24 protein-coding genes are annotated in these 26,612 nt (G+C 70.9%); 17 read left to right on the top strand and 7 right to left on the bottom strand.

Going from position 1 to position 26,612, the window contains the following annotated elements; translation table 11 throughout:
• Positions 1-12 precede the first annotated feature (12 nt).
• The 6 genes from WMF29_RS25860 to WMF29_RS25835 are packed head-to-tail and all read left to right on the top strand — an operon-like array spanning position 13 to position 7,189.
• On the top strand, positions 13-1,989 hold the full coding sequence (locus tag WMF29_RS25860; RefSeq protein WP_437322812.1) for a proton-conducting transporter transmembrane domain-containing protein: 1,977 nt from the start codon (positions 13-15) through the stop codon (positions 1,987-1,989).
• Positions 1,986-2,909 (top strand): respiratory chain complex I subunit 1 family protein, encoded by a 924-nt coding sequence (locus WMF29_RS25855; RefSeq protein ID WP_437322811.1) that lies wholly within the window; start codon positions 1,986-1,988, stop codon positions 2,907-2,909. The genes WMF29_RS25860 and WMF29_RS25855 overlap by 4 nt, the downstream gene beginning before the upstream one ends.
• Positions 2,906-3,538, top strand: coding sequence for a hypothetical protein (locus WMF29_RS25850; protein ID WP_437322810.1), 633 nt, complete (start codon positions 2,906-2,908; stop codon positions 3,536-3,538). The genes WMF29_RS25855 and WMF29_RS25850 overlap by 4 nt, the downstream gene beginning before the upstream one ends.
• Positions 3,535-4,971: a proton-conducting transporter transmembrane domain-containing protein gene (locus WMF29_RS25845; RefSeq protein WP_437322809.1), complete on the top strand. Its 1,437-nt coding sequence runs from the start codon at positions 3,535-3,537 to the stop codon at positions 4,969-4,971. Before WMF29_RS25850 ends, WMF29_RS25845 begins: the two co-directional genes overlap by 4 nt.
• Positions 4,968-6,440: a hydrogenase gene (locus tag WMF29_RS25840; RefSeq protein WP_437322808.1), complete on the top strand. Its 1,473-nt coding sequence runs from the start codon at positions 4,968-4,970 to the stop codon at positions 6,438-6,440. The genes WMF29_RS25845 and WMF29_RS25840 overlap by 4 nt, the downstream gene beginning before the upstream one ends.
• Complete coding sequence (locus WMF29_RS25835) at positions 6,437-7,189, top strand: 4Fe-4S binding protein (protein ID WP_437322807.1); 753 nt, start codon at positions 6,437-6,439, stop codon at positions 7,187-7,189. Before WMF29_RS25840 ends, WMF29_RS25835 begins: the two co-directional genes overlap by 4 nt.
• 93 nt (positions 7,190-7,282) lie before the next feature.
• Here the strand turns inward: WMF29_RS25835 and WMF29_RS25830 are convergent, their stop codons facing one another.
• Positions 7,283-7,894: a hypothetical protein gene (locus WMF29_RS25830; protein ID WP_437322806.1), complete on the bottom strand. Its 612-nt coding sequence runs from the start codon at positions 7,892-7,894 to the stop codon at positions 7,283-7,285.
• 202 nt (positions 7,895-8,096) lie between these two features.
• On the opposite strand from WMF29_RS25830, the gene WMF29_RS25825 reads away from it, so the two are divergent.
• Complete coding sequence (locus WMF29_RS25825) at positions 8,097-9,284, top strand: sigma-54 interaction domain-containing protein (RefSeq protein WP_437322805.1); 1,188 nt, start codon at positions 8,097-8,099, stop codon at positions 9,282-9,284.
• 115 nt (positions 9,285-9,399) lie between these two features.
• Here WMF29_RS25825 and WMF29_RS25820 read toward each other — a convergent pair whose 3' ends face one another.
• Together WMF29_RS25820 and WMF29_RS25815 are read right to left on the bottom strand one after the other, a co-directional pair.
• Positions 9,400-10,002, bottom strand: coding sequence for a hypothetical protein (locus WMF29_RS25820; protein ID WP_437322804.1), 603 nt, complete (start codon positions 10,000-10,002; stop codon positions 9,400-9,402).
• Complete coding sequence (locus WMF29_RS25815) at positions 9,999-10,586, bottom strand: RNA polymerase sigma factor (RefSeq protein ID WP_437322803.1); 588 nt, start codon at positions 10,584-10,586, stop codon at positions 9,999-10,001. The genes WMF29_RS25820 and WMF29_RS25815 overlap by 4 nt, the downstream gene beginning before the upstream one ends.
• A 287-nt stretch (positions 10,587-10,873) precedes the next feature.
• Here WMF29_RS25815 and WMF29_RS25810 point away from each other — a divergent pair, with 287 nt between their 5' ends.
• The 4 genes from WMF29_RS25810 (at position 10,874) to WMF29_RS25795 (ending at position 18,612) form a co-directional block, all read left to right on the top strand.
• Positions 10,874-12,514, top strand: coding sequence for a SulP family inorganic anion transporter (locus tag WMF29_RS25810; protein WP_437322802.1), 1,641 nt, complete (start codon positions 10,874-10,876; stop codon positions 12,512-12,514).
• A 77-nt stretch (positions 12,515-12,591) separates the two neighbouring features.
• Complete coding sequence (locus WMF29_RS25805) at positions 12,592-15,651, top strand: YbcC family protein (RefSeq protein ID WP_437322801.1); 3,060 nt, start codon at positions 12,592-12,594, stop codon at positions 15,649-15,651.
• Entirely contained in the window at positions 15,641-17,074 is a 1,434-nt protein-coding gene (locus tag WMF29_RS25800; protein WP_437322800.1) for a proton-conducting transporter transmembrane domain-containing protein, read from the top strand. The genes WMF29_RS25805 and WMF29_RS25800 overlap by 11 nt, the downstream gene beginning before the upstream one ends.
• Positions 17,071-18,612 carry a complex I subunit 4 family protein gene (locus WMF29_RS25795; RefSeq protein WP_437322799.1) on the top strand — a complete coding sequence of 514 codons (1,542 nt, stop codon included), beginning with the start codon at positions 17,071-17,073 and terminating at the stop codon, positions 18,610-18,612. The genes WMF29_RS25800 and WMF29_RS25795 overlap by 4 nt, the downstream gene beginning before the upstream one ends.
• A 57-nt stretch (positions 18,613-18,669) precedes the next feature.
• Here the strand turns inward: WMF29_RS25795 and cysK are convergent, their stop codons facing one another.
• On the bottom strand, positions 18,670-19,560 hold the full coding sequence (gene cysK / locus WMF29_RS25790) for a cysteine synthase A (RefSeq protein WP_437331169.1): 891 nt from the start codon (positions 19,558-19,560) through the stop codon (positions 18,670-18,672).
• Between the two features lie 182 nt (positions 19,561-19,742).
• The gene (locus tag WMF29_RS25785; protein WP_437322798.1) at positions 19,743-20,603 is read right to left on the bottom strand and encodes an endonuclease/exonuclease/phosphatase family protein; all 861 of its coding nucleotides are present in this window, start codon (positions 20,601-20,603) and stop codon (positions 19,743-19,745) included.
• A gap of 180 nt (positions 20,604-20,783) precedes the next feature.
• On the opposite strand from WMF29_RS25785, the gene WMF29_RS25780 reads away from it, so the two are divergent.
• The 3 genes from WMF29_RS25780 to WMF29_RS25770 all read left to right on the top strand — a co-directional run bounded on the left by WMF29_RS25780 (position 20,784) and on the right by WMF29_RS25770 (position 23,540).
• Positions 20,784-21,146: a hypothetical protein gene (locus tag WMF29_RS25780; protein WP_437322797.1), complete on the top strand. Its 363-nt coding sequence runs from the start codon at positions 20,784-20,786 to the stop codon at positions 21,144-21,146.
• A gap of 172 nt (positions 21,147-21,318) precedes the next feature.
• A complete protein-coding gene (locus WMF29_RS25775) occupies positions 21,319-22,317 on the top strand; it encodes an SDR family NAD(P)-dependent oxidoreductase (protein ID WP_437322796.1) in 999 nt (332 codons plus the stop codon).
• Between the two features lie 77 nt (positions 22,318-22,394).
• Positions 22,395-23,540: a DegT/DnrJ/EryC1/StrS family aminotransferase gene (locus WMF29_RS25770; RefSeq protein WP_437322795.1), complete on the top strand. Its 1,146-nt coding sequence runs from the start codon at positions 22,395-22,397 to the stop codon at positions 23,538-23,540.
• Here the strand turns inward: WMF29_RS25770 and WMF29_RS25765 are convergent.
• A complete protein-coding gene (locus tag WMF29_RS25765; RefSeq protein WP_437322794.1) occupies positions 23,529-24,239 on the bottom strand; it encodes a nucleotidyltransferase family protein in 711 nt (236 codons plus the stop codon). The genes WMF29_RS25770 and WMF29_RS25765 overlap by 12 nt on opposite strands.
• A gap of 189 nt (positions 24,240-24,428) precedes the next feature.
• Between WMF29_RS25765 and WMF29_RS25760 the strand changes: the two genes are divergently transcribed.
• Positions 24,429-24,779 (top strand): hypothetical protein, encoded by a 351-nt coding sequence (locus WMF29_RS25760; RefSeq protein ID WP_272093678.1) that lies wholly within the window; start codon positions 24,429-24,431, stop codon positions 24,777-24,779.
• Positions 24,780-24,789: 10 nt separating this feature from the next.
• Positions 24,790-25,158, top strand: coding sequence for a hypothetical protein (locus tag WMF29_RS25755; RefSeq protein WP_437322793.1), 369 nt, complete (start codon positions 24,790-24,792; stop codon positions 25,156-25,158).
• A gap of 27 nt (positions 25,159-25,185) precedes the next feature.
• On the opposite strand, the gene WMF29_RS25750 is transcribed toward WMF29_RS25755, so the two are convergent.
• Positions 25,186-25,923, bottom strand: coding sequence for a tetratricopeptide repeat protein (locus WMF29_RS25750; RefSeq protein ID WP_437322792.1), 738 nt, complete (start codon positions 25,921-25,923; stop codon positions 25,186-25,188).
• A 143-nt stretch (positions 25,924-26,066) separates the two neighbouring features.
• Between WMF29_RS25750 and WMF29_RS25745 the strand changes: the two genes are divergently transcribed.
• Positions 26,067-26,492 (top strand): tellurite resistance TerB family protein, encoded by a 426-nt coding sequence (locus WMF29_RS25745; protein WP_437322791.1) that lies wholly within the window; start codon positions 26,067-26,069, stop codon positions 26,490-26,492.
• Positions 26,493-26,612: the final 120 nt, after the last annotated feature.

The following is a 26,612-nucleotide window of genomic DNA, read 5'->3' as shown; positions in this document are numbered from 1 at the left end:
GAGGACAGCAAGGTGACGGGATCCCTGCTTCTCAGCGTGCCCGTGCTGCTCGTCGGCGCGGCGCTCTCGCTGGGCCTGCGCTCGAACGGCGCGCGAAGCGCTGCGGCGATCGCCTCGCAAGCGATCGCCGCCGCGCTCGTGCTCGCGAGGGTCGCCCCCATCCTTCGAGGCGGCGAGGCTCTGGAGATCGTGTGGCCCTGGCCGACGCCCATCGACAGCATGGCGTTTCGCGTCGACGCGCTCGGAGCGTTCTTCCTCGCGTGGTCCCTCCCGATGACGCTGCTCGGCACGATCTACGCCGTCGGATACCTTCGCCCCTACTTCGATCGAGGGAGGAACGGCGGCTCCCACTTCGCTCTCTTGAACATGGTCGCCCTGTCCTTCGTGCTGATCTACTCGGTGCAGAACGCCCTCGTGTTCTTGCTGGGATGGGAGATCGCCGCCCTCGCTGCGTGGCTGCTCGTCATCTGGGACTACCGCAACCAGAAGATCCGCTTTGCCGGCTTCAACTATCTCGTTTCAACCCATGTCGGGCTCTTCGTCCTCGTCGCGGCGTTCATGCTGCTCCACAGCAAGACCGACTCCATGGACTTCGCCGTGTTCGGCAAATTCCTGTCGAGCCAGGATCCGGCGCGGGGGACGCTCTTCCTGCTCCTCGGGGCGTCGTTCGCGCTGAAATCCGCGTTTTTTCCGTTTCACACGTGGCTTCCCCGAGCCCACTCCGCGGCGCCGGCGCACATCTCGGCGCTCATGTCCGGCGTGATTCACAAGGCCGGTCTCTTTGCCTTTCTCCGCTTCACGCTGCTCATGGGACGACCTGACGAGTGGATGGGATGGAGCGTGCTCGGCTTCGGCGCGCTCTCCGCGTTCTTCGGCGTCCTCTCCACGTCCGCCGAACGCGATCTGAAGCGCCTGCTCGGGTACTCGTCGACAGAGAACGTCGGCATCGCAGCGATGGGCTTCGGGGTGGGATACCTGGGATGGGCCTGGGGAGTCCCTGCGCTGACCGTGTGCGGCTTCGGCGGCGGCCTCCTGCACGTCCTGAATCACGCGCTGTTCAAGTGCCTTCTGTTCTACGCCGCTGGTGCGATCTACCGCGCTGCGCACACCGTCGATCTCGAGCGGCTCGGCGGGCTCGCAAGGCGTCTCCCGCGGACATCCGTCCTCTTCCTCATCGGATCCCTGGCCATCTCCGCGCTCCCGCCGCTCAACGGCTTCGTCAGCGAGTTCCTGATCTACGCCGGGCTCCTCGCAGGGCGCGCGCCTTCCAGTCAAGGCAGCGTGGTGACCATCGCAGCGGCGGCGGCCCTGGCGTTCGTCGGCGCGGTGAGCGCGCTGTCGATGACGAGGGCCTTCGGGCTCACGTTCCTCGGCATGCCTCGGGAGCCAGGGCTCCACGTCGGCGAGGACGCGCCCGGTTCGATGCTCTGGCCCATGGTGATCCACGCCGCGCTCGTGGTCGCCATCGGCGTGGCTCCAGACCTGGGCCTCGCAGCGATAGGCGCCGCGCTGAGGCTCTTTCCCATCGAGTCCAGCGCGAGCACGCTGCCGGCCCTGCTCGCTCCGCTCGCATGGGCGAGCCGCGCGCTCGCCGGCGCCTTGCTCGTCGCCGGCGTGATCGGCTGGCGTCGAGGTCTAGCGGCGCGGCGAAGCGTCACGTGGGGGTGTGGAACCACCGCCACCTCCTCTCGCATGCAGTACACGGGGAGCTCGTTCTCCGAGCAGTTCACGCGGTTCTTCGCATCCTTCTTGCCGTCGCTTCGAAGGGAGCGGCTGCCCGAGGGGCCGTTCCCGCAGCAGCCCGGCCATCTGTCGACACACCATGTCGACGCCGTCGAGCGACGCATGTTCGAGGTGCTCGGGCACGGAGAGAGCTTCATCGCTCAAGCCTTTGACCGCATCCCGGAGCAGCCGCGCTTCGCGTTCGCCGCAGGGCTCGTGGCGCTCGTCCTCATCGGAGCGATGGTCGTCGGAGGGGTCGGCCGATGATGCTCACCCGCCTCGCGAACGTCGCCGTGCTCGTCGTCATGCCGTTCGTCCTCACCGGCGTGATCAACCGCGTGAAGTCGCTCTGGTCCGGGCGCAAGGGACCGCCGGTCCTTCAGCTCGCCCATGACGTGAGGCGACTCTTTCGGAAATCGTCTGTGTACAGCACGACCACGACGCCGCTGTTCCGGGTCGCGCCGTACGTGTTCCTCGCAACCGCGGTGGGCTCCGCCCTCATCGCGCCTCTCCTCGGTTCGACGCCCCTCGCGTCGTTTCAGCTCGATTTCGTGTGGTTCGCGTACGTGTGGGGGCTGGGCCGCGTCGCCATCATGCTCGCCGCGCTCGATACGGGGAGCTCCTTCGAGGGGATGGGCGCGGCGCGGGAGGCCGTCTTCTCGTCGCTCCTCGAGCCGGCGCTGTTCCTCGTCACCGGCGCGCTGAGCTTCGCCGGGGGCGGGCGCACCCTGCACGAGGCGCTGGCGCCGCACCTCCACGCCGGCGCGCCCGCGCTCGTCTGGGGCGCCGCTGTCGTGGCGATGCTCATCGTGCTTCAGGTCGAGGCGGCGCGCATGCCCGTCGACGACCCGACGACCCACCTCGAGCTCACGATGGTGCATGAGGTCATGATCCTCGACCACAGCGGCCCGGATCTCGCGTGCATCCACCTCGGCTCCGCGATCAAGCTCTTCGTCGGCGCGTCCATCGTCGCGACGCTCCTCAATCCGTGGGCGGGCTCCGGCGGCGCGGCCTGCGCCGCCGCGAACCTCGCCTTGACCCTCGCGGCCGGCGTCGCGATCGGCACGATCGAATCCCTGGTAGCCCGGCTGAAGCTACGCTCGGTTCCTCAGTACATCGTCATCGCGCTCGCCGCTGGCTCGGTCGCGCTCCTCGCGACCGTGTGGCGGGCGGGGGTCCCCGAATGAGCCCTCTCTTGAATACGCTGCTCGGCGTGCTGCTCATCCCCCTGTTCGTCGCGACGTGGCGGACGAGCCTGCTCGGCCTGTCCTGCCAAGGGTTCTTGATGGCCTGGGTGGCGTACCGACTGAATCCGGAGCTCGACGCCGTGAGTGACTGGGTCACCCTGGGCGATCTGGTCCTCCTGCGCGGGCTCGCCGCGCCGATCGCGCTCTACCGCGTGCTTCGGTCGCAGAACGCGCCCAGGCGCAACGACGTCATCTCGCCGAACCTCCTCTCCTGGACGATCGCCCTCGGCATCGTCCTCCTCGCCTTCAACTTCTCCGAGTCGCTCGTCCCCGAGCACGGAGAGCAGCGAACGCTCGTCGCGGTGGCTGCAGCGGGGGTGCTGCTCGGCTTCCTCGTGCTGTCGACGCAATCCGGTCCGTTCAGCCAGATGGTGGGTGTTCTTCGCGTCGAGAACGCGATCGCTCTGTTCGAGCTCGGCGGCGCGCATGAGCACGACATGCTCGCCGTTCAGCTCGGTCAGGTCGCCGTCGTCGCGGTGACGATCGCGCTCTATCGCTGGTATCTCGAGGTGCTCGGCGCGAGCACCGTCGCGCAGCCCGAGGGCGCCGTGGAGGGGCCCACGTTATGAGCACGATCGCCCTCGTCCTGCTTCCAGCGCTGGCATCCGTGGCGCTCATCGCGCGCGCCGCCCGCGAACGAGCCACGCTGGTCCTTGTCGGCGCCTCCGCGATAACGACGGCCCTCGCGATCATGGGAGCCGCGATGTCCCCCGACGTCCCGGGCTCTCTCGGCGGATTCTTTCGCCTGGACGCGACTTCACGGCTCTTCATGGCCGTCGTGGACTCGATCTTCCTCGGCATCTCCTTGTACGTGATGCATCGGGTGTACACGACCCCGGCGCTCCGCCAGGACATCGCGCGGTTCGTGTGGCTGGCTCTTTTGTTCCTGGCTGCAGCCAACACGGTGCTTATCGCGAATCACCTGGTGTTGCTCTGGATCGCGCTCGAGGCGACCACCCTCGCGGCCGCGCCCCTCATCGCGCGGCCCGGCGTACCGGCGTCCCACCGAGCGTCATGGCGCTATTTGCTCTTCTCGTCCGTCGGGCTCGGCGTGCTCCTCGTCGGCTTCATCTGCCTGGGGCGCGGGCTCGAAGCCGGCGGCCAGGCTCCGACGTTCTTCCTCGATCGCCTCCTCGAGCCTTCCGCGATCCCGGTGAACCACTGGACGAAGCTCGGTGCCGCGCTGGCGCTCCTCGGGCTGGGCACCAAGCTGGGCCTCGCGCCGATGTACAGCTGGCTCCCGGAGGCCTACGACGAGGCCCCGCCGGCCGTCGCGGCGCTCCTCGGCGCCGTCCAGTTCAACTGCGTTCTCGTCGCGCTCTTCCGCGTCGTTCAGGTGGTCCGACCGACCCACGCGGCGCTCTTGGAAGGCGAGCTCCTCACGATGGGCATCGTCTCGGTTGTCGTGTCGACGGTCGGCATCATCGCGACCCGCAACCTGAAGCGCCTCATCGCTTATGCGTCGATCAACCATGCCGGCGTGATCGCGATCGGCCTCGGCGTCGGCAAGTCGGCGTCCTACGGACTCCTGCTCTACGTCCTGAGCAACGCCTTCATCAAGGCGATCCTCTTCCTCACGGCGGGCACGATCAAGGCGCACTATCGTACCAAGGACACGCGCGCGATATCGGGCCTCATCGAGGACCTCCCGTACAGCGGTGGGTTCTTGATGGTCGGCACCTTCGCTCTGCTCGGCTTTCCGCCGTTCGGCAGCTTTCTCGGAGAGCTCCTGATCCTGTCTGCCCTCGTCGGCTCAGGGCAGATGCTCGTCTTCGCCGCCTTCTGCGTGCTGATCACGATGACGTTCGTGGCGACGGGACGAGCGGTGTTTCCGATGATCTGGGGTGAACCCACGAGGCAGCGCAGCTGGCCTCGGCAGACGCTGCCGGTCGCTCTGCCGAAGCTCGGGTTCCTCGTCGCGCTGGTCGTGCTGGGCGTCTACATCCCGCCGCCCATCAACTCGCTGCTCGCCGAGGTGGCTGGTTGCTTGGAGGGGCCGTGAAGGCATCGATGACCGCCCACCAGGTCGCCGTGGACGCGATCCCGAGGCTCGAGCCGGGACCGTGGCGCGACGAGCTCTTGAAGCAGCTCCGCGCGGACATGCGTGTGGTCACGCTGTATGGCAGGCGCGACGTCGACCGCGTCGCGATCACGGCGGTCCTTCAGGCGCCGGACCGTTCCCTGCGCGTCTCCAGGACCGAGGTGGCCGCGGAGCGCGGGTACCACGAGATGACGACAGAGCATGCCGCGCTTCACTGCTTCGAGCGCGAGCTCCACGAGCAGACCGGCGTGCGAATCGCCGGACATCCGTGGCTCAAGCCGATCCGCTACGAGGGGCAGGAACAATCGGCGATGCGCTCGTACCCATTCTACAAGATTGAAGGGAAGGAGGTGCACGAGGTCGCTGTCGGCCCCATCCATGCCGGGGTGATCGAGCCCGGCTCCTTTCGTTTCATGTGCCTCGGGGAGCAGGTGCATCACTTGGAGATCCACCTCGGTTATCAGCACCGTGGCGTCGAACGTCGGCTCCTCGAGCGTGATCCGCGGAGCCTGACCCCGCTCATCGAGACCATCGCGGGAGATACCAGCGTCGCTCACGCATGGGCGTACTGTTCCGTCCTCGAGAGCCTCGCGGGATGCCAGCTGGACGGCGAAATCGAGCTCGCCAGGGCGGTCGCTCTCGAGCTCGAGCGGGTCGCGATGCACCTCTCGGGGCTCGCCGGGATGGCGGCGGATGTCGGATTTCTGCAGGGAGCGACGACCTACGGCCGACTCCGAACCACGGCGATCAACACGATGATGCGGCTGTGTGGCAGCCGCTTCGGCAAAGGAGCGCTACGTCCCGGTGGAGTCCGGATGCGGCTGCCGCCGGAGGCGCTGCGTGACATTCGCGCGAACCTCGAGCTGCTTCAAGCAGATCTGCCGATCATCAACGATTGCTTCCTCATGGCACGAACGGTTCAGCACCGGCTGCGTTCCACGGGAACGCTGACGACCGCGCAAGCGCGGGAGCTCGGGCTCGTCGGGCTGGCCGCGCGCGCCTCGGGGATCGGGCTCGACGCGCGCCACCTCATGGAGCACGGGGCGTACAGCGTGGTGCCCATCCAGCCCGCCGTCTTGCCGGACGGCGACTGCTGGGCACGCGCACGTATCCGCATCGCGGAGATCGAAGCGTCCCTGTCGTGGATATCGACCGTTATCGCGCTCTACCCGAACTGGGAGCATCCGCCGCCGTCGATCGGCGAGCTCGCGCCGAACCAGCTCGCCGTTTCGCTCGTGGAGGGCTTCCGGGGAGAGGTCGTCCACTGCATCGAGACCGGCGAGCGCGGCGAGGTGGTCCATTACAAAGTCCAGGACCCGTCGCTCCGCAACTGGATGGGGCTCGCCCTCGCGGTGCGCGGCAACGAGATCTCGGACTTCCCGATCTGCAACAAGAGCTTCGACCTCTCCTACTGCGGGAACGATCTATGAGCATGTTCTTGTCGCTCCGTGTACGTGCCTCCCAGGGCACGCAAGCCATCGCGGATCTCCGCAAGGCAGCGCCAACCGGGTTTCGCGGTCGCCCGACGATCCGCCGCGACCCCTGCGCGGCCGCTTGCAGCGCGTGCCGCGACGCGTGTCCGACCCAGGCCATCCGGCTGGCTCCGGTGGCGCTCGATCTGGGCCGCTGCGTCTTCTGCAACGCTTGCGCGGAGGTCTGTCCCGAGGCGAAGATCGAGTTCAGGCCGGAGCCCAGGATGGGCGGGAACGAGCCCTCGGACCTCACGGTTCGAGAGGGCGAAGAGGAGATCGTGCGGGTCCGCGCTTCCGCGGCGTTCTCGAAGTTGTTCGGGCGGTCTCTGAAGATGCGCCAGGTCTCGGCCGGCGGCTGCAACGCCTGTGAGCTCGAGCTGAACGCCGTCACCAACGTCAACTTCGATGTGCAGCGGTTCGGGATCGAGTGGGTGGCTTCTCCGCGGCACGCGGATGCGCTCGTCCTGACGGGGCCGCTCACGCGCAACATGAAGGAGGCGGTTCGACTGGCCTGGGATGCGATGCCCGAGCCGCGGTTCGTCGTCGCCGTGGGGGCCTGCGCCATCTCCGGGGGCCTCTACGACGGCGCAGCGGGCGTCGACCGCGGCTTCCTGGAGAGCGTCGGCCCTTCACTCTACGTCCCTGGATGTCCGCCGCACCCGCTCACCTTCGTGAACGCGATACTCGATCTGCTCGGGATCGCGTGATGTGCGACGGCGCATCACGCGTCGTCATGGTGATCAGCGCTCATCCGGCACCAGAACCGGACCGGTAGCCACAAGGCGCGCCTTTCGCTAGGCTCACTCGCGTGCCGCGATCAGCACGAAGCGCTCGCGTACGCGCGCCTCGTTCGACTCGTGACGAACGTGGATCTCATAGCGGCCCGGCTGGGCGACGGCCACGCTGAGCGGCGCGTCGCCGCGACGGTAGCGCGTCAGCCAGTGCGAGCAGCGCTGCTGCTGGCAGTGCTGCTCCAGCGCTCCACCGTCGCCGTCAGGTAGCCGCACGCGCACGTGCTCGGGCACCTCGAGGTGAACCACCGCCGGCTCGTCCGCGTGGCGGTCGGTCCACAGATCGAGGTGCATCCACGCGTCCCCTTTCTCAGGCAAGGCGATGGCACGCTCCTCCAGGCGCTCGATCGCCGGAGATCTCGCGCCCCTGTCGCCCGCCACGACGACGGCGATCGCCAACGCCGCGAGCGCTGGGGCTGCAAGCAAGGCCCTCCACCCCCAAGGGCAGCTCGCCCGCTGCGACCGCGCGCCGCCTGTCGCCGCCGGGCCCTCCGACCGCTCGGGGAGCTTGCTCAGCGCGCGCTCGACGAGCGCATCGGATGGGCTCATCGAGCGCAGCGCCCGCACGCTCGCCTCGAGATCCTGCGGAATCGAAGGCAGATCGTGGTCGCGCCCGCTCACGTCGAACCCTCACGCGCCGCGACGGCGCGTGGCGCCGCCAGACGCTCATAGGGATCGCGCGGCCGCGCGCGCCCGCGGGCATGGCGGCTCTTCACCGTCCTCTTGGGGATCCCGAGGAGCTCGGCGCGGTTCGTCGTGGGACCTTCGTTCATGGCTTTCGCCACAGCAGAATCCGTGCCGGAACACGGCCTGGCCGTGAGCCGTGCCTGGAGCGCTCGAAGCGGCGTGCTTTCTCGGCATTTCCAAGCCAAACAGCCGACGGCATTCGCCAGTCGAGGGGCGACGTGGATCGCTGGCGCCGGTTTCGTCGTCGGGCTTGCAGGTTGCGACCAGATCGCTCACTATTTCTCGCGTGCGAGAGCGAAAACGACGACCTGACGTCGTGTTCGAGCCGATCATGCGCTCTCACGCCATGAAAAAGGCGGACCAGATCCTCCGCGCCGTCGCCGCGAAGGACGTCACCCTGACGCTGATCGGCGAGAGCGGCTCCGGCAAGGAGGTGCTGGCGAGGCGCGCGCACGAGCTCTCGGAGCGTCGGCGGGGGCCGTTCGTGCCCATCAATTGCGCGGCCATCCCCGACGCGCTCTTTGAAAGCGAGCTCTTCGGTCACGAGCGCGGCGCGTTCACCGGGGCGAGCGAGCGAGCGAAGGGCAAAGTCGAAGCGGCCGAGCGGGGCACGCTCTTGCTCGATGAGATCGGTGAGATGCCGATGCCGATGCAGGCGAAGCTCCTGCGATTCCTCGAGAACCGCCGGTACATGCGCGTCGGCGGCGCGATCAAGATCGAGGCGGATGTCCGGTTGATGTTTGCCACGCTGCGACCGCTCGATCAGGAGGTGCGCGCGGGTCGCTTTCGCGCCGACCTGTTCTATCGAATCCAGGGCATCACGCTCAATGTCCCCGCTTTGCGGGAGCGACGCGCCGACATCGCGCCCCTGCTGAACCAGTTCACCGCGCAGCACTCGGCGCGACACGGGGTTCGCCCGCCGAGGTTCAGCCGGCAGGCCAAGGCGCTGCTGCTCCGTTACGACTGGCCTGGCAACGTGCGCGAGCTCCGGAACGTCGTGGAGACGCTCTGCTTGCTCCGGGATGGGCGGCAGGTGCGCGTGGCCGATCTGCCGGAGGGCGTCCGTTCGCAGGGCATGCCCGAAGAAGCCGCCGCGGGCGTGTCGCGCGCCAGCACCTCGCTCGTGCTCGACCTCGACGACGGATTGGAGTCGCTCATCCAGCAGATCGTCGAGGCGGCGCTGGAGCGCGACGGGGGCGACAAGATCAAGGCGGCGGCGCGGCTTCGGATCAGCCTGAGGACGGTGCAACGCTACGTCGCAGCGGGGCGCGTGCGGGTGCCAAGCGGGCGTGTTCGTGGAGAGCAGAAGGCGGCGAAGAAGTGAACCGGAGCGCCTTCCGCAAGGCGCTTCCTACCAACCTGGAAGGCTCACCCGGAAGCGGTCGAGCGCCCGCGAGGAGTACCCCTCGAAGAGGAGGTCGTCTTCACGCCCCCTGGGCTCAATCGCGCGCCGCTATCAGAATGAAGCGCTCGCGCACGCGCGCCTCGTTCGACTCATGGCGGACGTGGATCTCGTACCGGCCCGGCTGAGCGACGGCCACGCTGAGCGGCGCGTCGCCGCGGTAGCGCGTCAGCCTGTGCGAGCAGCGCTCCTGCTGGCAGTGCTGCTCCAGCGATCCTCCTTCGCCGTCAGGCAACCTCACGCGCACGTGCTCGGGCACCTCGAGCTGGACCACCGCCGGCTCGTCCGCGTGGCGGTGGGTCCACAGATCGAGGTGCATCCACGCGTCCCCTTCTTCAGGCAAGGCGATGGCAAGCTCCTCGGAGCGCTCGAACGCCGGGGATATCGCGCCCATGTCGCCCGCCACGAAGGCGGCGGTCGCCAACGCCGCGAGCGCCGGGGCTGCAAGCAAGGCCCTCCACCCCCAGAGGCTGCTCGCCCGCTGCGACCCTTCTGCCGCCGCCGGGCGCTTCGGCCGCTCGGGGAGCTTGCTCAGCGCGCGCTCGACGAGCGCATCGGGGGGGGTCATCGAGCGCAGCGCCCGCACGCTCGCCTCGAGATCCTGCGGAATCGGAGGCAGCTCGCGGTCGTGCCCGCTCATGTCGAACCCTCCCGCGCCGCGACGACGCGCGGCGCCGCCAGGCGCTCATAGGCGTCGCGCAGCCGCGCGCGCCCGCGAGCGTGGCGGCTCTTCACCGTCCCCTTGGGGATCCCGAGGATCTCGGCCACGTTGTCATAACCCACTTCTTCGATGTCGCATAGCACCACCACGGTGCGAAACTCCTCCGGCAGCTCCTGGAGGCACGCAAGGAGCACTCCGGTGTCCTGGTTCAAGATCGCGGCCGCCTCCGGGCTCGAGACCTCGGCGCGAGGCAGGATACCGAGCGCCTCGCTGCACACCTCGACGAGCCGATCGAGCAGGCCGCGGCGCCGCGCCTCGGTCCGGTAGGCCTCCAGGTACTCGTGCCGAGCGATCCCGCACAGCCAGACGCCGAGGTCCGAGCGCCCTTCGAACGACGCCGCGTGCAGGTATGCCTTGAGCAACGCGTTCTGGAAAAGATCGTCCGCCTGGTCTCGCGCGCCGCAGAGCGAGGCGCAGAATCGATAGAGCCGGGGGAGCACCGGGCGCACCGCCGACTCGAACGCCGCACGCGATTCGCCGAGGGAGGGTCGCGATTCGGTCATGAGGGCCGTTCGAGCATCTAGAGCGTCGAAGGCCGGAACTCTAGCGTGGAATGGACGGAAGGGTAGCGCCCGCCGCTCGCGCCACGGGGGGGCGAGCGGCGGCGCCCCTAAGGAGGGGGAAATGTGCATCGGCCGCCCTGGGACGGAACGGAGCCGCGCCGAGGTTCCTGGGCGCCGCACGAAATTGTCACCTCGATCGGGAACCTCGGGCTGAGTGGTCCCGTCCTGGGCCGTGTTCTAACGAACAGCGGGCCCACATGGTGCCCCAACTCCAAGGCGAGCACCGCATGTCCAATCCGAAGATTTCTAGGGCGTCGACGTCCGCGGCGTCCACATGGAGGAACGACCTGGTTTCAGGGTTCCTCGTTTTCTTGATCGCCCTACCGCTCTGCCTGGGCATCGCCATGGCGAGCGGGTTCCCCCCCATCGCGGGCGTGCTCACCGCCGTCGTCGGTGGCATGGTCGCCACCTGGCTCGGCAGCGCGCCGCTGACCATCAAGGGGCCCGCCGCGGGCCTCATCGTCATTGCGCTCGGCGCCGTCCAGGAGCTCGGCGGCGGGGACAACGCCGTGGGCTACCGCCGCGCGCTCGCCTGCATCGCCATCGCCGCGGTGACGCAGATCGCCTTCGCCCTGGCGCGCGCGGGCACGCTCGGCGACTTTTTCCCCTCCTCGGTGGTCCACGGCATGCTGGCGGCCATCGGGATCATCATCTGCTCGAAGCAGGTCCACACGCTCGTCGGCGTCACGCCTTCGGCGAAAGATCCGCTCCACCTGATCCTCGAGATCCCGCGCAGCCTGTCGCGCCTGAACCCCGAGATCGCCTCGATCGGCGTCCTCTCGATGATCCTCCTCTTCGGCTATCCGCTGCTCGCCAAGAGAGCTAGCTGGATGCAGAAGATCCCCGCGCCGATGCTGGTGCTCGCGCTGTCCGTGCCGCTCGCTTATGTCTTCGATCTCGAGCACGAGCACACGTACACGCTCGCGGCGACCCAGGCGACGTACGCGATCGGGCCGAGCTTCCTCGTCAACCTGCCTGGGAACCTCGTCCAGGCGATCGTCTTCCCGGACTTCAGCCACGTCGGCACGCCCGCGTCCATCAAATATATCGTCATGTTCTCGCTGGTGGGCAGCATCGAGTCGCTCCTCTCCGCGAAGGCCGTCGACTCGCTCGATCCGGCGAAGGGCCGCTCCAACCTCGACAGGGATCTGCTTGCCACGGGCGTGGGCAACCTCATCGCGGGCCTGCTCGGCGGGCTGCCGATGATCTCCGAGATCGTTCGCAGCTCCGCGAACATCGGCTACGGCGCGAAGAGCCGGTTGTCCAATTTCTTTCACGGGACCTTCCTCCTCCTCTTCGTGGCCTTCGCGCCGGGCCTCATCCACCGGATCCCCCTCGCCGCGCTCGCCGCCATGCTCACCTTCACGGGCACCCGCCTCGCGTCGCCCAAGGAGTTCGCGAAGACGCTCCGCATCGGCAGGGAGCAGCTCGTCATCTTCGCCACCACGGCTGTGATGTGCATCGTCTCCGATCTGCTCGTCGGCGTCGCGGCCGGCATCGCCGTGAAGCTGCTCATTCACCTCACGAACGGCGCGCCGCTGCGCGTCGTCTTCCGCCCCGATGTGGACGAGCGCGTCGAGGAGGGCCGGGTCGTGCTGCGCGTCAAGCACGCCGCCATCTTCAGCAATTACCTCAGCATCCAGCGGAAGATCGAGAACCACGCGCAGGTTGCGAACATCGAGATCAACTTCGCGGATGCCCGCCTGGTCGATCACACGGTCATGTCCAATCTGCATGAGCTCCAGGGCGTGATGGAACGAAATGGGCGGACCTTGACCCTCGCCGGCCTCGGCGATCATTTCCAGATGTCATCCCACCCGCTCTCGGCGAGGAAGCGGCCCGTCATCAGCCCCGTCGCCGAGCGTTGAATCGCGTCGAGACCCCATGGCGCGAGGGGGGAAGCGCGCGTGGGGCTCTCCATGAACAACCGCCACTCGGGAACCCCATGAACAGCGAGCTCTCTCAGGATCTTCGCGCGAGCGCCGCCCGGCAGAAGCACCTGTGCGACGTGGTCGAGCACGCCGGACACCTCCTGCCGGCGCAGGGACCGATCGGCGTGTTCGTCCACCACAACACGTTGCACGCGTTCCAGCACCTGCCGTTCCACGACGCGCTCGCCGCGGCGAGCGCCGTCTTCGAGGCCGAGCCGTATCTCTCCGAGGCAGATTACCGCGCGCACATCGCGTCGGGTCGCATCGGCGACGAGGACCTCGAGGCCGCGCTCGCGGGGCGGTTCGCCGCGCGGCCGGACGAGCGCCGAGGCCCGCTGTCCCGGCACGAGATCGAGCGGCTCGCGCTGCGCCACCCGATCGACGCCGAGACCGCGGCGGGCCTCCTGTGGCGTATCTCCGAGGCGGGGGAGACGCGCAGGCTCCGGGCCGACGTCCCCGACGAGCGACGCCGGCGCATCGTCCAGAACACGGAGCGCTGGCTCGAGGCGCACCCGGAGATCGCGGCGCGCCTCCTCGACCGGGGGGGCCGCGATCCGGAGTCGCGCGCCGCCCTCGCGCTCTGGGACGCGTGCCGCGCCGTTCCGCTGCCGCCCGCCCCTCCCGTGGAGCCGCCGCTCGTCGAGCGCGTGGGCGCCGACCGGTCGCACCGCGATCTACTGATCGAGCTCGCAGGCGAGGACCCGGCCGAGCTCGTCGATCCGCTCGTGATCCGCTTCCTTGGCGCTTACCTTGACGAGGGCATCGCGCACTGGGCGATGCCCGATCGAGCGCAGGGGCTCTGGCGCTGCTTTCGGGACATGGCGCTCGAGGGCTCCTGGCTGGCCGCTCCGGCGTTCGTCGGGCTCGACGTGGAGCTCCGCCGGCTCGACGCGGAGGCGCTGTCGCCGCCCGCGATCGCGCTGCGCGCCCTCGAGGAGCTCTCCGTCGCCGAGGAACACTGGGACGTGTACGTGACGCGCGTGCTGCTCGAGCTGCCGGGCTGGGCCGGCATGATCCACCGCCTCGAGCACACCCCGAGCGACCGGCCTCCGGGATCGCCGCCCGTGTCGCTGGTCGAGTACCTCGCCGTGCGTCTGACGCTCGCCCGGTACGCGCTGCGCGACGTCGCGCGCCGGCGGCTCGGGTACCGGGGACCCCTCGCTGGCCTCGTCGAGCATGCCCGGCGCGCCGCGCGGCCGCCTGCGCCGCCGTCGAGCTCTCCCGACCACGCCAGGCCGTTCCGCCTGTTCCAGCTCGCTCAGCTCGCCGGACTCTCGGCCGCCGAGATCGAGCCGCTCTCCACGGCGGAGCGCGTATGGGCGCTCGAGGCGCTCGAGGCGTTCGACGAGATCGCGCGGCGCCGCGTCCTGCACGAGGCCTACGAGCACCACCACCGGGCCGAGGTGCTGCACGGGATCGCCGCGAACCTCCGGCGCCCGGAGGAGGAGCGCTCCGTGGAGGCGCCGCGCTTCCAGGTCGCGTTCTGCATCGACGACCGCTGCGAGGGCCTCCGGAGGCATTTCGAGGAGCTGTCGCCGCGGCACGAGACCTTCGGGGTGGCCGGGTTCTTCGGCGTGCCGATCCGCTACCGCGGGCTCGACGACGCCGGCCACGTGAGCCTCTGCCCGGTCGGCGTGGAGCCGGCGCACGAGATCGTCGAGCGGCCGCACGAGGAGGAGGCGGGCTGGCGCCGAAAGGCTCGCCGCAAGCGCTGGGCGCGGCTCCTGCACGCGCTGGGGCGCGGTACCCGCACCATGGCGCGCGGCGTGCTGCTCACCCCGACCCTGGGACTCCTGTCCACCGTGCCGCTCGTGGGACGCACCCTGTTTCCGCGGGCCGTGGCGAGGCTGCGCCGCGCCCTCGAGCGGCGCCTGCTCCCGCCGGTGCCGACGCGGCTCCACAGCCCGCACGACGAGGGCTCCGCCGCGGGCGGCGAGGGGCAGCCGTTCACCGCCGCGGCCAAGGCGGCGCGCGTGGCTGCCACGCTGGAGAACATGGGGCTCACGCGCGTCTTTGCGCCGATCGTGGTCGTGCTCGGCCACGGGGCGACCAGCGTGAACAACCCGCACCAGTCGGCGTACGACTGCGGCGCGTGCGGCGGCCGCCACGGCGGCCCGAACGCGCGGCTGTTCGCGGCCATGGCGAACGATCCCGAGGTCCGCGTGCTGCTCGCCGCGCGCGGGATCGACATCCCGGACGGGACCTTCTTCCTCGGCGGCATGAACAACACGACGACGGACGAGATCGTCCTCTACGACCAGAACCTCGTGCCGGCGTCCCACCGCGGCGAGCTCGCGGCGCTGGTCGGGGCGCTCGACGCTGCGCGCCAGCAGCACGCGCACGAGCGCTGCCGGAGGTTCGCGTCGGCGCCGCGCGAGGGCGACGCCGCGCGGGCGCTCGCGCACGTCGAGGCGCGCGCCGCGGATCTCAGCGAGGCGCGGCCCGAGCTGGGACACGTCACCAACGCGGTCTGCGTCGTCGGCCGCCGGTCGCTCACCCGCGGGCTGTTCCTCGACCGCAGGGCGTTCCTCGTCTCGTACGACCCGACCCAGGACCAGGGCGGGACGATCCTCGAGCGCATCCTGCTCGCGGTCGGCCCGGTCGGGGCAGGGATCAACCTCGAGTACTACTTCTCCTGCGTCGACAACCGCCGTTATGGCGCCGGCACCAAGCTCCCGCACAACCTCGCCTCGCTGCTCGGGGTCATGGAGGGATCGCTGAGCGACCTGCGCACCGGGCTGCCGAAGCAGATGATCGAGATCCACGAGCCGGTGCGCCTGCTCGTCATCGTCGAGGCGAGCACGGAGACGGCAGGCGCGCTCTACGCGCGGCAGCCGGCCCTCCGCGAGCTCATCGGCAACGGCTGGATCCAGCTCGCCTGCGTCGATCCGGCGACGGGCCGGATCGCGTGCTTCACGGGCGACGGCTTCGCGCCGTTCTCTCCACCGCATCAACCCCTGCCTGCGGTCCAGCGCTCCGCCGACTGGTACGCCGGGAGGTCCGGCTTCGTTCCGCCTGCGCTCATCCGAGCCGCGTCCACGCGGCCACGTGAGGTCGTCGACCATGCTGTCTGATGTGCTCCTCGGCAAGCTCGCCGCGCTCGCCGTGCTCTCTCCGGCGGCGGCGTTCGCCGCGCTCGGCGCCTACCTGCTGCTCGTTCGCACGCCGAGCGAGCGCGTCGTGTCGCGCGTCGTGCTCTCCACGCTCGCGCTCTCGCTCGCGGCCTCGCTGGCGATATGGCTCTCGGCCGTCGCGGCGCCCTACGCGTTCGTCCCGGTGGCGCTCGGCCACTGGTTCGAGCTCGGCGATTATGCGTTCGAGGTCGTCCTGCTCGTCGATCGGCTGTCGGCGACGATGATGCTCCTCGTCTCGCTGATCGCGCTCCTGGTCGGCAGGTTCTCGGTGGCGTACCTGCACCGCGAGCCGGGCTTCGCGCGCTTCTTCCTGCTCCTCGCGCTGTTCTCGACCGGGATGCTGGGGCTCGTGTCGGCGGGCACCGTCGATCTCCTCTTCGCCGGCTGGGAGCTCGTCGGCGCGACGAGCGTGCTGCTCGTGGCCTTCTTCCACGAGCGCGAGGCGCCGCCGCGGGCCGCGGTGCGCGTGTACATCACCTACCGGCTCTGCGACATCGGGTTGCTCGGGGGCGCGGTGCTCATGCACGACGTCGCCCGCTCCTCGCAGTGGGGCGAGGTGTTCGGCGGCTCGCCCTGGCCCGGGACCGCGGCGTCGCTCGGGCCCGGCGCGGCCACGGCGCTCGCGCTGTGCCTGTTCCTCGCCGCGATGGGCAAGAGCGCGCAGTTTCCCATGGGCAGCTGGCTGCCGCGGGCCATGGAGGGGCCGACGCCGTCGAGCGCGCTCTTCTACGGCGCCATCTCGGTGCACGCCGGGGTGTACCTCATGCTCCGCGCGGCTCCGCTGCTCCAGCGCTCGCTCGCCGCGAGCGTGGTGGTCGCCTGCGTCGGGGCGGCGACGGCCGTCTACGGCACGATGGTGGGGCGCGTGCAGGCGGACGTGAAGGGCGCGCTCGCGCACGCGACGATGACGCAGGTGGGGCTCATGTTCGTGGAGATCGGGCTCGGGCTCTACTGGCTCGCGCTCGTCCACCTGTTCGCCCACGCCTGCCTGCGCTGCCTCCAGCTGCTGCGGGCCCCGTCGGCGCTCCGCGACGCGCAGGACATCCGGGCCGCGCACGCCGGCGAGCCGCTGCCGCACCTCGGGCTCGCTGGCCGGCTCCTGCCGGCGGCGCTCGTGCGGCGCGCGTACTGGCTGTCCCTCGACCGCTTCCACCTCGAGGGGCTGCAGGAGCGGCTCGTCGCCGCGCCGCTGATGCGCCTCGGGCGCCTGCTCGACCAGAGCGAGCGCCGCTGGGTGGCGGCGCTGAGCGGCTGGCCTGAGCGCACCCCCGCAGAGCCCGGCGACGAGGACGCCCGCGACGCGACAGAGGGCGCGGCGGCCTTTCAGCCCCGCGCGCGCGACACGAAGAGGGCTCGCACATGAACGCCTTTCCGCTCCTCGGGACGCTCATCCTCACGCCCGCGATCGCGGCGCTGTTCGCCGCCCGGGCGCGCAGCGACGAGCGCGCGCGCCGCGTCGCCCTCATCGGCGCGGCGCTCACCCTGCTCCTCTCGCTGCTGCCGCTCGCGCTCTCGCACGCCGGCGTCGCGCTCACCGCCGGGGGGCCCGCCCTGCCGCTCCTCGGGGCGCGCCTCCGCCTCGGCCTCGACGGCTTCACCATCACCCTGCTCCCGCTGCTCGGCTTCGTCCTGCTCGCCCTGCTCGCCGCGAGCCCGCGCGCCGCGATCGATCCGCCCGGCGCCGCCGCGCTGCTCGCTACCGGCAGCGCCATCCTCGGCGTGTTCTGCTCCGTCGATCTCGCGGTGCTCGCGGCGGCCTGGGTCGCTGCGCTCGTGCCGGTGGATCGCCTGGTCGCCAGGAAGGGCGCCCAGGACCCGCTCCTCCGGCGCACCTGCCGCATCTTCCTGCTGGGGGGCACGGCGCCGCTCGTCGTGGCGATCGGCGCCATCGCCGTGCTCGCCGCGCGCCAGGGCGCCGCCCTGCCGTTCGACGTCGAGGAGATCGCCCGCGTCGGCGTCCCCGAAGCGTGGCAGTCGCCGCTGTTCGCGCTCGTCGGCATCGCGGTGCTGATGCGCATGGCCGCCGTGCCGTTCCACGGCTGGCTGCCGGTGCTGCTGGAGCGGGGGCCGCTCGGCGTGACCATCCTGCTCGCCCAGATGCAGGTCGGCGTCTGCGTGCTCGTTCGCGTGGGGGCGACGCTCCTGCCCCTGGGCTGCGCCGACGGCATGCCGATCCTCGCCGTCCTCGGCCTGATCAGCGCGCTGCACGGCGCGGTGCTCGCGCTGGTCCAGACCGATTTGCGCCGGCTGCTCGGCTACCTCGTGGCGAGCCAGAAGGGGCTCGTGCTCCTGGGGGTCGCCTCGCTGAGCCCGCAGAGCGTGAGCGGCGCGCTCCTGCAGAGCGTCGCCTTGTCGATCGCGATCACGGGGCTCACGATGGTCGTCGGCGCGATCGAGGCGCGCGCCGGTACGGCGGACACGCGCGAGCTCGGCGGCCTCGTCGCCCGGACGCCCCGCATGGCCGCCTTCTTCTTCCTGCTCGCGTGCGCCATGATCGGGATGCCGGGAGCGCTCTCGTTCGTGAGCGAGGACCTGCTCCTGCATGGAATCTTGCATGCCCATCCCGTGCTCGCGGTGCTGGCGTTGACGGCGGCGGCGCTCAACGGGATCACGCTGTTCCGGGCGTTCCAGCGGACCTTCCTGGGGCCGCTCCGGCGCCACCTGAAGGGCGCCGCGCTGGAGGCGCTCGTGCTCCGCGAGCGCGCGTTCCTGCTCGCGCTCGTCGCGCTCACCGTCGTCCTGGGGGTGGCCCCGGCGCGGCTGATCGCGATCCATGAGCCGGTGGTCGAGCGGGTCCTCCACGACGTGGCGCACGGCGCGCAGGCGCGCCTCGCGGCAGCGGCGAACCGCCGCTTCACCGACGCGGACGGCCGAGCGCCCCGTCGTGACGGACGGCCGTAGCCATGTGCCGCGTCCGGCGGCTGGCGCGCGCTGCGCGCCGCCGCTGCCGGATGTACCTCAGAGCAGGTAGCGCTCTCCCGAGTCGGGCAGCACGGTCACGATCGTCCCGCGCACCCTGCGCGCGATCTCCACGGCCGCGTGGACGTTGGCGCCGGAGCTCGGCCCGACGAGGAGCCCCTCTTCGCGGGCGAGGCGCCGCGCCATGCGCGAGGCGCCCGCTTCGGTCACTGTGAGGATCTCGTCGATGAGCGATCGCTCGAGGATCGCCGGGACGAAGCCGGGGCCGAGGCCCTGGATGCCGTGGGGGCCGGGGCCTCGCCCGGAGAGCACGGCGCTCTTCGTCGGTTCGACGGCGCAGATGCGGACCGCGCTGCCGAGCCGATCCCGGAGCACGCGACCGCAGCCGGTCAGCGTGCCGCCCGTGCCCACGCCGGCGACGAAGGCCGCGATGTCGCCGCCGGTCTGCGCGAGGATCTCGAGGCCGGTGGCGCGCGCGTGGGCGCCGGGGTTCGCCGGGTTCTGGAACTGCTGGCTCATCCACCCGCCGGGGGTCGCCTCGCAGATCTCGATCGCGCGGGCGACCGCGCCGGCCATGCCCTGGCCCTCGGGCGTGAGGACGATCTCGGCGCCGTACGCGCGGAGGACGTGCCGGCGCTCGACGCTCATGTCCTCGGGCATGACCACCACGCAGCGGTAGCCGCGCACGGCGGCGATCATCGCGAGGCTGATCCCCGTGTTGCCGCTCGTCGCCTCGACGATGGTCGACCCTCTCCTGAGGATCCCTTCGCGCTCGGCGCAGAGCACCATGCCGAGCGCCGCCCTGTCCTTGACGCTGCCGCCCGGGTTCATCGACTCGAGCTTGCCGTAGACGACGCCTCCGCCCTCGGGCGAGATCCGGGCGAGGCGGACGAGCGGCGTGCCGCCGATGAGCGCCAGGGCGTCGGGCACGACCGGACCGACGCGGACCGCGACAGCAGGCGGAGGAGCCGAGCTATCGCCGGGCGCGTCGGGCGGGCTCGGCGGTTCGCCGCCCGGCGCTCGAGGGGACGACATGCCGCCAGTGTACACGTGAACAGGGCACCCCCGGGCACGCGCCGGAGCGCGCGCCCCTCCGGGGGCGCCGGCCCGCTTTACATCGAGATCTCCGAGAGAACCCCGTAATGATCCGAAGCGGCGACGCCGTTGCGGATCTCCTCGAAGACGACCCTCGACGAGAGGGGCTTGCCTCGCCCCTGCGCGTCCGGGCCGCGGACGAAGACGTAATCGATGCGGCGCGGGTACTCGTTCGTGATGGCCGCGAACGGGTTCCGCGCGGGATCGAAGGTGAACCCGGGGCCCTTGCCCGCCTGGTCGAAGGTGTCGGCGAAGTACACGCTCTTCTGGTTCAGGGCGTGCAGCCCCTTCATGAACCGGATCTCCGTGGCCTCGGGCTGCGCGTTGAAGTCGCCGACGACGATGGGCGGCAGGCCCTCCATGGGCGCCTCGCGCATGACGATGTCGGCCACGGCCGCGACCTGCGCCTCGCGCACGGCGCCGTGGTGGAACTTCCAGTTGAGGTGGGTGACGAAGAACGGGATCGCGCCGTGGGGCGACCCGAGCTCGGCGAGAAGGATCGAGCGCTTCTCGTCGGTCTCGCCCGTGGGCAGGGGGAACGCCTGGCTCCGCGCGATCGGCCAGCGCGACAGCACGGCGTTGCCGAAGAGCACGCCGCCGCCGAGGTCGTGCGCGGCGCCGAACGCGGCCTCGTAGCCGAGCCCGTCCGCGATGCTGTCGGCCAGCGATCGGCCCTCGTACGACAGGACCTCCTGGAGGCCGACAACGTCGGGATCGAGCTCGCGGAGCCCCTCCCGGATGAGCTCGAGGCGCGCCTCCCACGGGTCGTGGCGGTTCCAGATGTTCAGGGTGAGCACCCGGAGGGAGCTGCGAACACGGATGCCGGATCCGCCGTGCGGGGCGCCGCTGACCCCGGAGCCTTCTCGAGGACGTTCCATGTCGACGGGCTACGCCAGCTGCGCGCCCGGATCCAGCCGTGATACGAAGGGCCCGGCGCAGGCCGCTGCCCCTCCGGCGCGGAAGGGCGGCCTTGACCGGGAGAACCCTGAATGATCACATGTGCTCGTCGACGCGGGCGGCCAGGATCGGCCTCCTTCCGACCTCGGACCTCGCTCCGCATGACCGCGAGCTTCCTCCTGCTCGCGCTGGCCGCCGGTTGCGAGAGCAAGATGGATCCCAAGGAGTGCGACAAAGTCCGCGGCGACGCCTTCGAGCTGGTGAACAAGGCGCAGCACTGCAACACGGACGCCGACTGCCGTCAGAGCGAGTGGCCGGGCTGTGCGAAGCCCATCAGCAACGCGACCTTCGACAAGATCAAGCCCATGTCGGAGAGCTACAAGACGGGCAAGTGCGAGGAGCCCAAGGTGGACTGCAAGGCCCCGCCGGAGTCGTACTGCAAGCAGGGGCTCTGCGTTCACCGCGAGCTCGGCACGGCGGAGGGGGCGGGCAACACGCCCACCGACCAGATCCAGATCCAGTGATCCCCGCGACGCCGTCCGCCAGCGCGCCCCGCGGGCCGCTGCGCGGCGGCGCTGCCCGCGCGTGGCGCGCGCCGGCCCGCCCCGCGCGCGGGACAGCGCCGCCGGGCGCAAACGGGCGCGCCGCCTCGGTACGCGCTTGACGCGCGAACCCGCAGAGGCCACGGACGCGGCCGTGAGCGAAGGCTTCTATCGCGGCAAGCGCGTCGTGGTGACCGGCGCCGGCGGGTTCATCGGCAGCCACCTCGTCGAGGCGCTGATCCGGGAGGGCGCGCGCGTGAGGGCGCTCGTCCGGTACACCTCGGGCTCGCGGCGCGGGCACCTCGACCGGCTCCCCGAGGACGCCCTCGCGGAGGTCGAGGTCGTCCCAGGCAACGTGGAGGACGCGGGCGCGGTCCGGTCGCTCGTGCGCGGCGCCGACGTCGTGTTCCACCTCGCGGCCCTGATCGGGATCCCGTACTCGTACGTGGCCCCGCAGCAGTACGTGGCGACGAACGTGCAGGGCACGCTGAACGTCCTCGAGGCGGCGCGCGAGCACGGCGCGCGCGTGGTCCACACGTCGACGAGCGAGACCTACGGCACCGCGCGCTACACGCCCATCGACGAGGCGCACCCCCTGACCGGCCAGTCCCCGTACTCGGCCACGAAGATCGGCGCCGACAAGCTCGCCGAGAGCTATCACCTCTCGTTCGGCCTCGAGGTGGCGACCATCCGGCCGTTCAACACCTACGGCCCGCGGCAGTCGTCGCGCGCGATCATCCCGAGCGTGATGCAGCAGCTCGCGGCCGGCAGCGCCGCGCTCCGCATCGGGAGCACCACGCCGGTGCGGGACCTCAACTTCGTGACCGACACCGTCGCCGGCTTCCTCCTCGTCGGATCGAGCGCGCGGGCCGTGGGGCAGACGCTCAACGTCGGGAGCGGGCGCGCCATCTCGATCGGCGATCTGATCCGGCTCATCTTCGAGGTGACGGGCAAGCGCGCGGAGCTCGTGACGGACGAGGCCCGGGTGCGCCCTGACGCGAGCGAGGTCATGGTGCTGCTCGCCGATTTCCGTCGCGCCGCGGAGCTCGTCGGCTACGCGCCCCGCGTGCCGCTCGAGGAGGGGCTCGCGCGGACGTACGCCTATGTCGAGCGTCACCTCACCGATTACCGGCCGCGCGAGTACGCGATCTGACGCGCGTCGCCGCGCGGCCGGGGGCCAGCGCCTCGCGCGCCCTCTCCGCGAGGCGCCGGCTGGATGGATGGAAGGCCATGTGGAAGATACCTCTCAGCGATCTCTCGTTCGGGCCTGAAGAAGCCGAGGCCGCGCGGCAGGTCGTCGCGTCGGGCTGGTTGACGATGGGGGAGCGGACGGCGCAGTTCGAGCGGGAGCTCGGCGAGGCGCTCGGCACCCCGAGGGTGCTCGCCGTGACGAACTGCACCGCGGCGCTGCACCTCGCGTACACCGCGCTCTCCGTGGGCCCCGGCGACGAGGTGATCTGCCCGAGCCTCACGTTCGTGGCGACCGCCAACGCCGCGCTCCTGTGCGGCGCCAACGTGGTGCTCGCCGACATCGTCGGCGACGACGACCTCGGCGTCGATCCCGCCGACATCGTCCGCAAGATCACCCCGAGGACGCGGGCGATCGCGGTCGTCCATTACGCCGGCTACCCCTGCGACATGGACGCGATCTCCGCGATCGCGGCCGAGCGGGGGCTCGCGGTGGTCGAGGACGCGGCGCACGCGCCGCTCGCGAGCTACCGGGGCAGGGCGCTCGGGACGCTGGGGGACGTCGGCTGCCTGAGCTTCTTCTCGAACAAGAACCTCGCGGTGGGCGAGGGGGGCGCCGTGATCGCGAGGGACGACGCGCTCCACGCGCGCATGCGGCTCCTCCGCGCGCACGGGATGACGACGCTCACCCTCGATCGGCACAAGGGGCACGCGTTCACGTACGACGTCGTGGAGGCGGGCATGAACTACCGCATCGACGAGATCCGCAGCGCCATCGGCCTCGTGCAGCTCGGCCGGCTCGCGGCGGGCAACGCGCGTCGGCGCGCGCTCGCGGCGCGGTACCACGAGCGCCTCGCCGGGGTGCGGGGCCTCGGGCTGCCGTACCGCGACTTCTACGCGCGCGGGCTGGGGGAGAGCGCGCACCACCTCATGCCGGTGCTCCTGCCCGAGGGCACCTCGCGCGAGGCCGTGATGGAGGCCATGAAGGCGCGCGGGATCCAGACGAGCGTGCACTACACGCCGATCCACCGCTTCTCGCACCACGGCGCCTCCGACCGGGTGCGCAAGGAGGGGCTCTCGCGGACGGACGCGATCGCGGGCCGCGAGCTCACGCTGCCGCTCCACCCGCGCATGGCCGACGCCGACGTCGACGCCGTGTGCGAGGCGCTCGCCGCGTCACTCGGGTAGGTACCGCTGCCGGTTCTTCTCGAACTCGTCCTGCGCCTCGGCGAAGTCGTCGCTCCTTCCGATGTCGAGCCAGTGGCCCCGGAAGGGGAAGGTGGCCACCGGCTCGCCGGCGCCGAGCAGCGCGTGCATCAGGTCGTCGAACCCGAACGGCCGGCCCTCGGGGATGAAGCGCAGCACGCCGCGGCTCATCGCGTAGATGCCCATGCTGACCCAGAACGTGTACGTCGGCTTCTCGCGGAAGCTGACGACGCGCCCGTCGGGGCCGAGGTCGAGCACGCCCAGGTCGATCTTCGAGGCGCGCTCGCAGACGGCGACGGTGAGGGGCGATCCGGTCGACTCGCCCGTGCGGTGGAGCGCCGTGAAGTCGAGATCGCTGAGGATGTCGCCGTTCATCACGAGGAAGCGCTCCGGCAGGTCCCGCTCGATGACCCGGAGCGGACCCACGGTCCCGAGCGGCGTCTCCTCGCGCTGGTAGGAGATGCGCAGCCCGTATCGGCTCCCCTCGCCGACGACCGCCTCGATGAGCGCGGCCTGGTGGCCGACGCACATCACGACGTCGGTGACCCCCGCCCGGGCCAGCTGCCGGAGGAGGATCTCGACGATCGTGTGATCCCCGATCGGCATCAACGGCTTCGGGATAAGGGCGGTGTAGGGGCGGAGCCGGGAGCCCTTGCCGCCGGCAAGCACGACTGCCTTCATGCGGTGACGTATACCCACGCGCTGCCCCGACGGGGGACCATTCCGCAGAATTTCACGCTCGCCCGGCCTGCAGCGTCCTCTCCGATTGACTCTCTTCGGGCTGCTCTATTACTGGTTGGAGAGCGTCCCGCGGCAGGCCAGCCCCGGCGTGGGGCGATTCACCCTTCACAGGCGACTTGGGCAGCAATCATGACGATGGTACCTCCCTCCCGTACCCCCGCCAGGAAGCGCCGGAAGCTCGGATATCGAGGCAGCGGCACCTTCGCCATGTGCAGCGCCGGCCCGCACCCGGGCGGTCCGCTCTTCCGGCAGCTGTGCACGCTCGCTGATCGCTTCAACGCCTGCGAGGACGATCCGGCCGCGGCGCAGATCGGGAGCGTGCTCTCGCTGCTCGCCCTCTACGCGACCAAGCCGAACGACCGGGATTTCCGGTTGCCGTTCGGCTCCTTCGTCATGGATCTCGCCCTCGCCGACGAGGCGCGCGCTCGGGCGCCGGGCGCCGGGCCCATCCCGTACGGGCGCCTGCTGCTCGCTCGCTGACCTGGGCTTCATGAGCACGCGAGAGCTACCGACACGCCCGGCGGGGCGCAGCAAGCGGACGGCATCGGCCTCGGTGGTGCTCATCGTGAGCGCCAGCGAGCAGCTCGCGGAGCGGTGCCGGCGGCTGGTCTTCGTCGAGGGCGCCGACCTGCTCGCGTGCGATCTCGTGTCGCTGCGCGGCAGCGCCGCATGGCTGAACCCGCTGGCCATCGTGATGACCCAGGACGTGCGGGCGTTCGACCCGGAAGGGTTCATCGAGCTGTCGCGGCGCATCGGCGCCGAGCTCGTGGTGCTCCCCTCCGAGGGCGTGCCGGATACACAGCTCGCCGCGATGATCACGGCGGCGCTGGACATCGCCCAGCGCCGCCGGACCGACTGACGGCGACGAGCCGCGGTCGAGGCCGCGTCAGTCGCGCGGCGGGAGGACGTCGCCGGACCGGCTCGCCCGCAGGCACCCCTCGTCGAGGCCGAGCTTGCACGCCTTCGTGAACAGCTCGACCGCCTTCCGGTCGTCGCGCTGCACGCCCTCACCCTCCGCGTGGAGGTGTCCGAGCTCGACGCACGCGTGGGCGTTCCCGCGCTCGCAGACGCGCTGGAACAGCGCGGCCGCGCGACCCGGATCGGCGCTCGCGCCCTGGCCGTGGAGGTAGGCCCTGCCTGCCGCGAGGCACCCGAGGTTCGCGCCCGCGTGGCACGCGCGCGCGTGCCAGTAGAGCGCCGCCTCGTCCGCCCCGCTCGCCCCGCCGGCGCCGTCCGCGCGCGCGAGCCGATCGTGGTAGGCGTCGCCGAGCCGCAAGCAGCCGCGCGCGCTCCCCTCCGCGCACGCCTTCTCGAACAGCGTCATCGCTCGCTCCACATCGATCGAGACGATCGCGCCGCCCAGGTACATCGATCCCAGCGTCACGCAGTCCTCGATCTGGTGGTCGGCGCAGCCGTTCGTGCAGCCGACGAGATCGTCCGCCTCGCAGGGCAGCCGCAGCGGCGGCGGGGCCGCCTCGGCGCTCGCCGCGGCCCGCGGGGTCGCCGCGCGCCCCTCGGGTGCAGGTCGACCCGGCTCGGCGGGGCGCCGCGCCGCGGTCGCGCTGCTGCAGCCGCAGAGGAAGAGCGCGCCGAGGAGCGGCGGGGCGAGTTCGCGAACCAGCATGCTCGAACTCATGACACACAGGGAGCGCTCTCCCAATGCCGCCCATCGGGCGCGTTCAGCGCCGCCGCGTTTGCCCCGGGCGCGCGGGGTAAGGGGACGCTCCAGGGCTGGTCCCGCGCCGGGCCTCGGTGTACACGGGGCCGATGCCCCAGATGAGCCCTCCTCCGCTGCAAACGCTTGATGAGCCGAACCTCGAGGCGCTCGTCGAGCTGATGTTCCTCGCGGCGTTCGCCGACGGCGAGTTCAGCCCGGAGGAGAAGATCCATTTCGCCCGGAGCGTAGAGTCGCTCACGGATCGACGGATCCCGCAGAGCACCATGGACACGCTCCTCCAGAGCGTGGTGGAGCAGCTCCACAGGGAGGGCCGCGCGGCCCGGCTCGCGTCGCTCAAGGAGCGGCTGGCCAGCCCGCAGGCCCGGAAGGTCGCCTTCTTCCTGGCCGCTCAGGTCGTGGTCGCCGACGGGATCGTCAGGAGCAGCGAGCGCGAGCTCTTGCTCGACGTGGCCGCGGCGCTCGAGCTCGATCAGGCCGAGGCCGCGGAGATCGTGCGGAAGCTCGCCGCTTCATGAGCGGCCGGCCGCCCTCGGCGCTCCGCGTCCGGGGCGCCATGGACGCCCCCTGCGCCGCGAAGGCGGGCTGCTGCGCGGGGCGAGCGTGGCGGGGTGAACGGGCGCCGGCGTTTTCGGTTA

The sequence above is a fragment of the Sorangium sp. So ce381 genome (assembly GCF_051473845.1).
Lineage (GTDB): Bacteria > Myxococcota_A > Polyangia > Polyangiales > Polyangiaceae > Sorangium > Sorangium atrum.
Note: the sequence above shows the minus strand (reverse complement) of the source record. Positions and strands in the feature narration are given on the sequence as shown.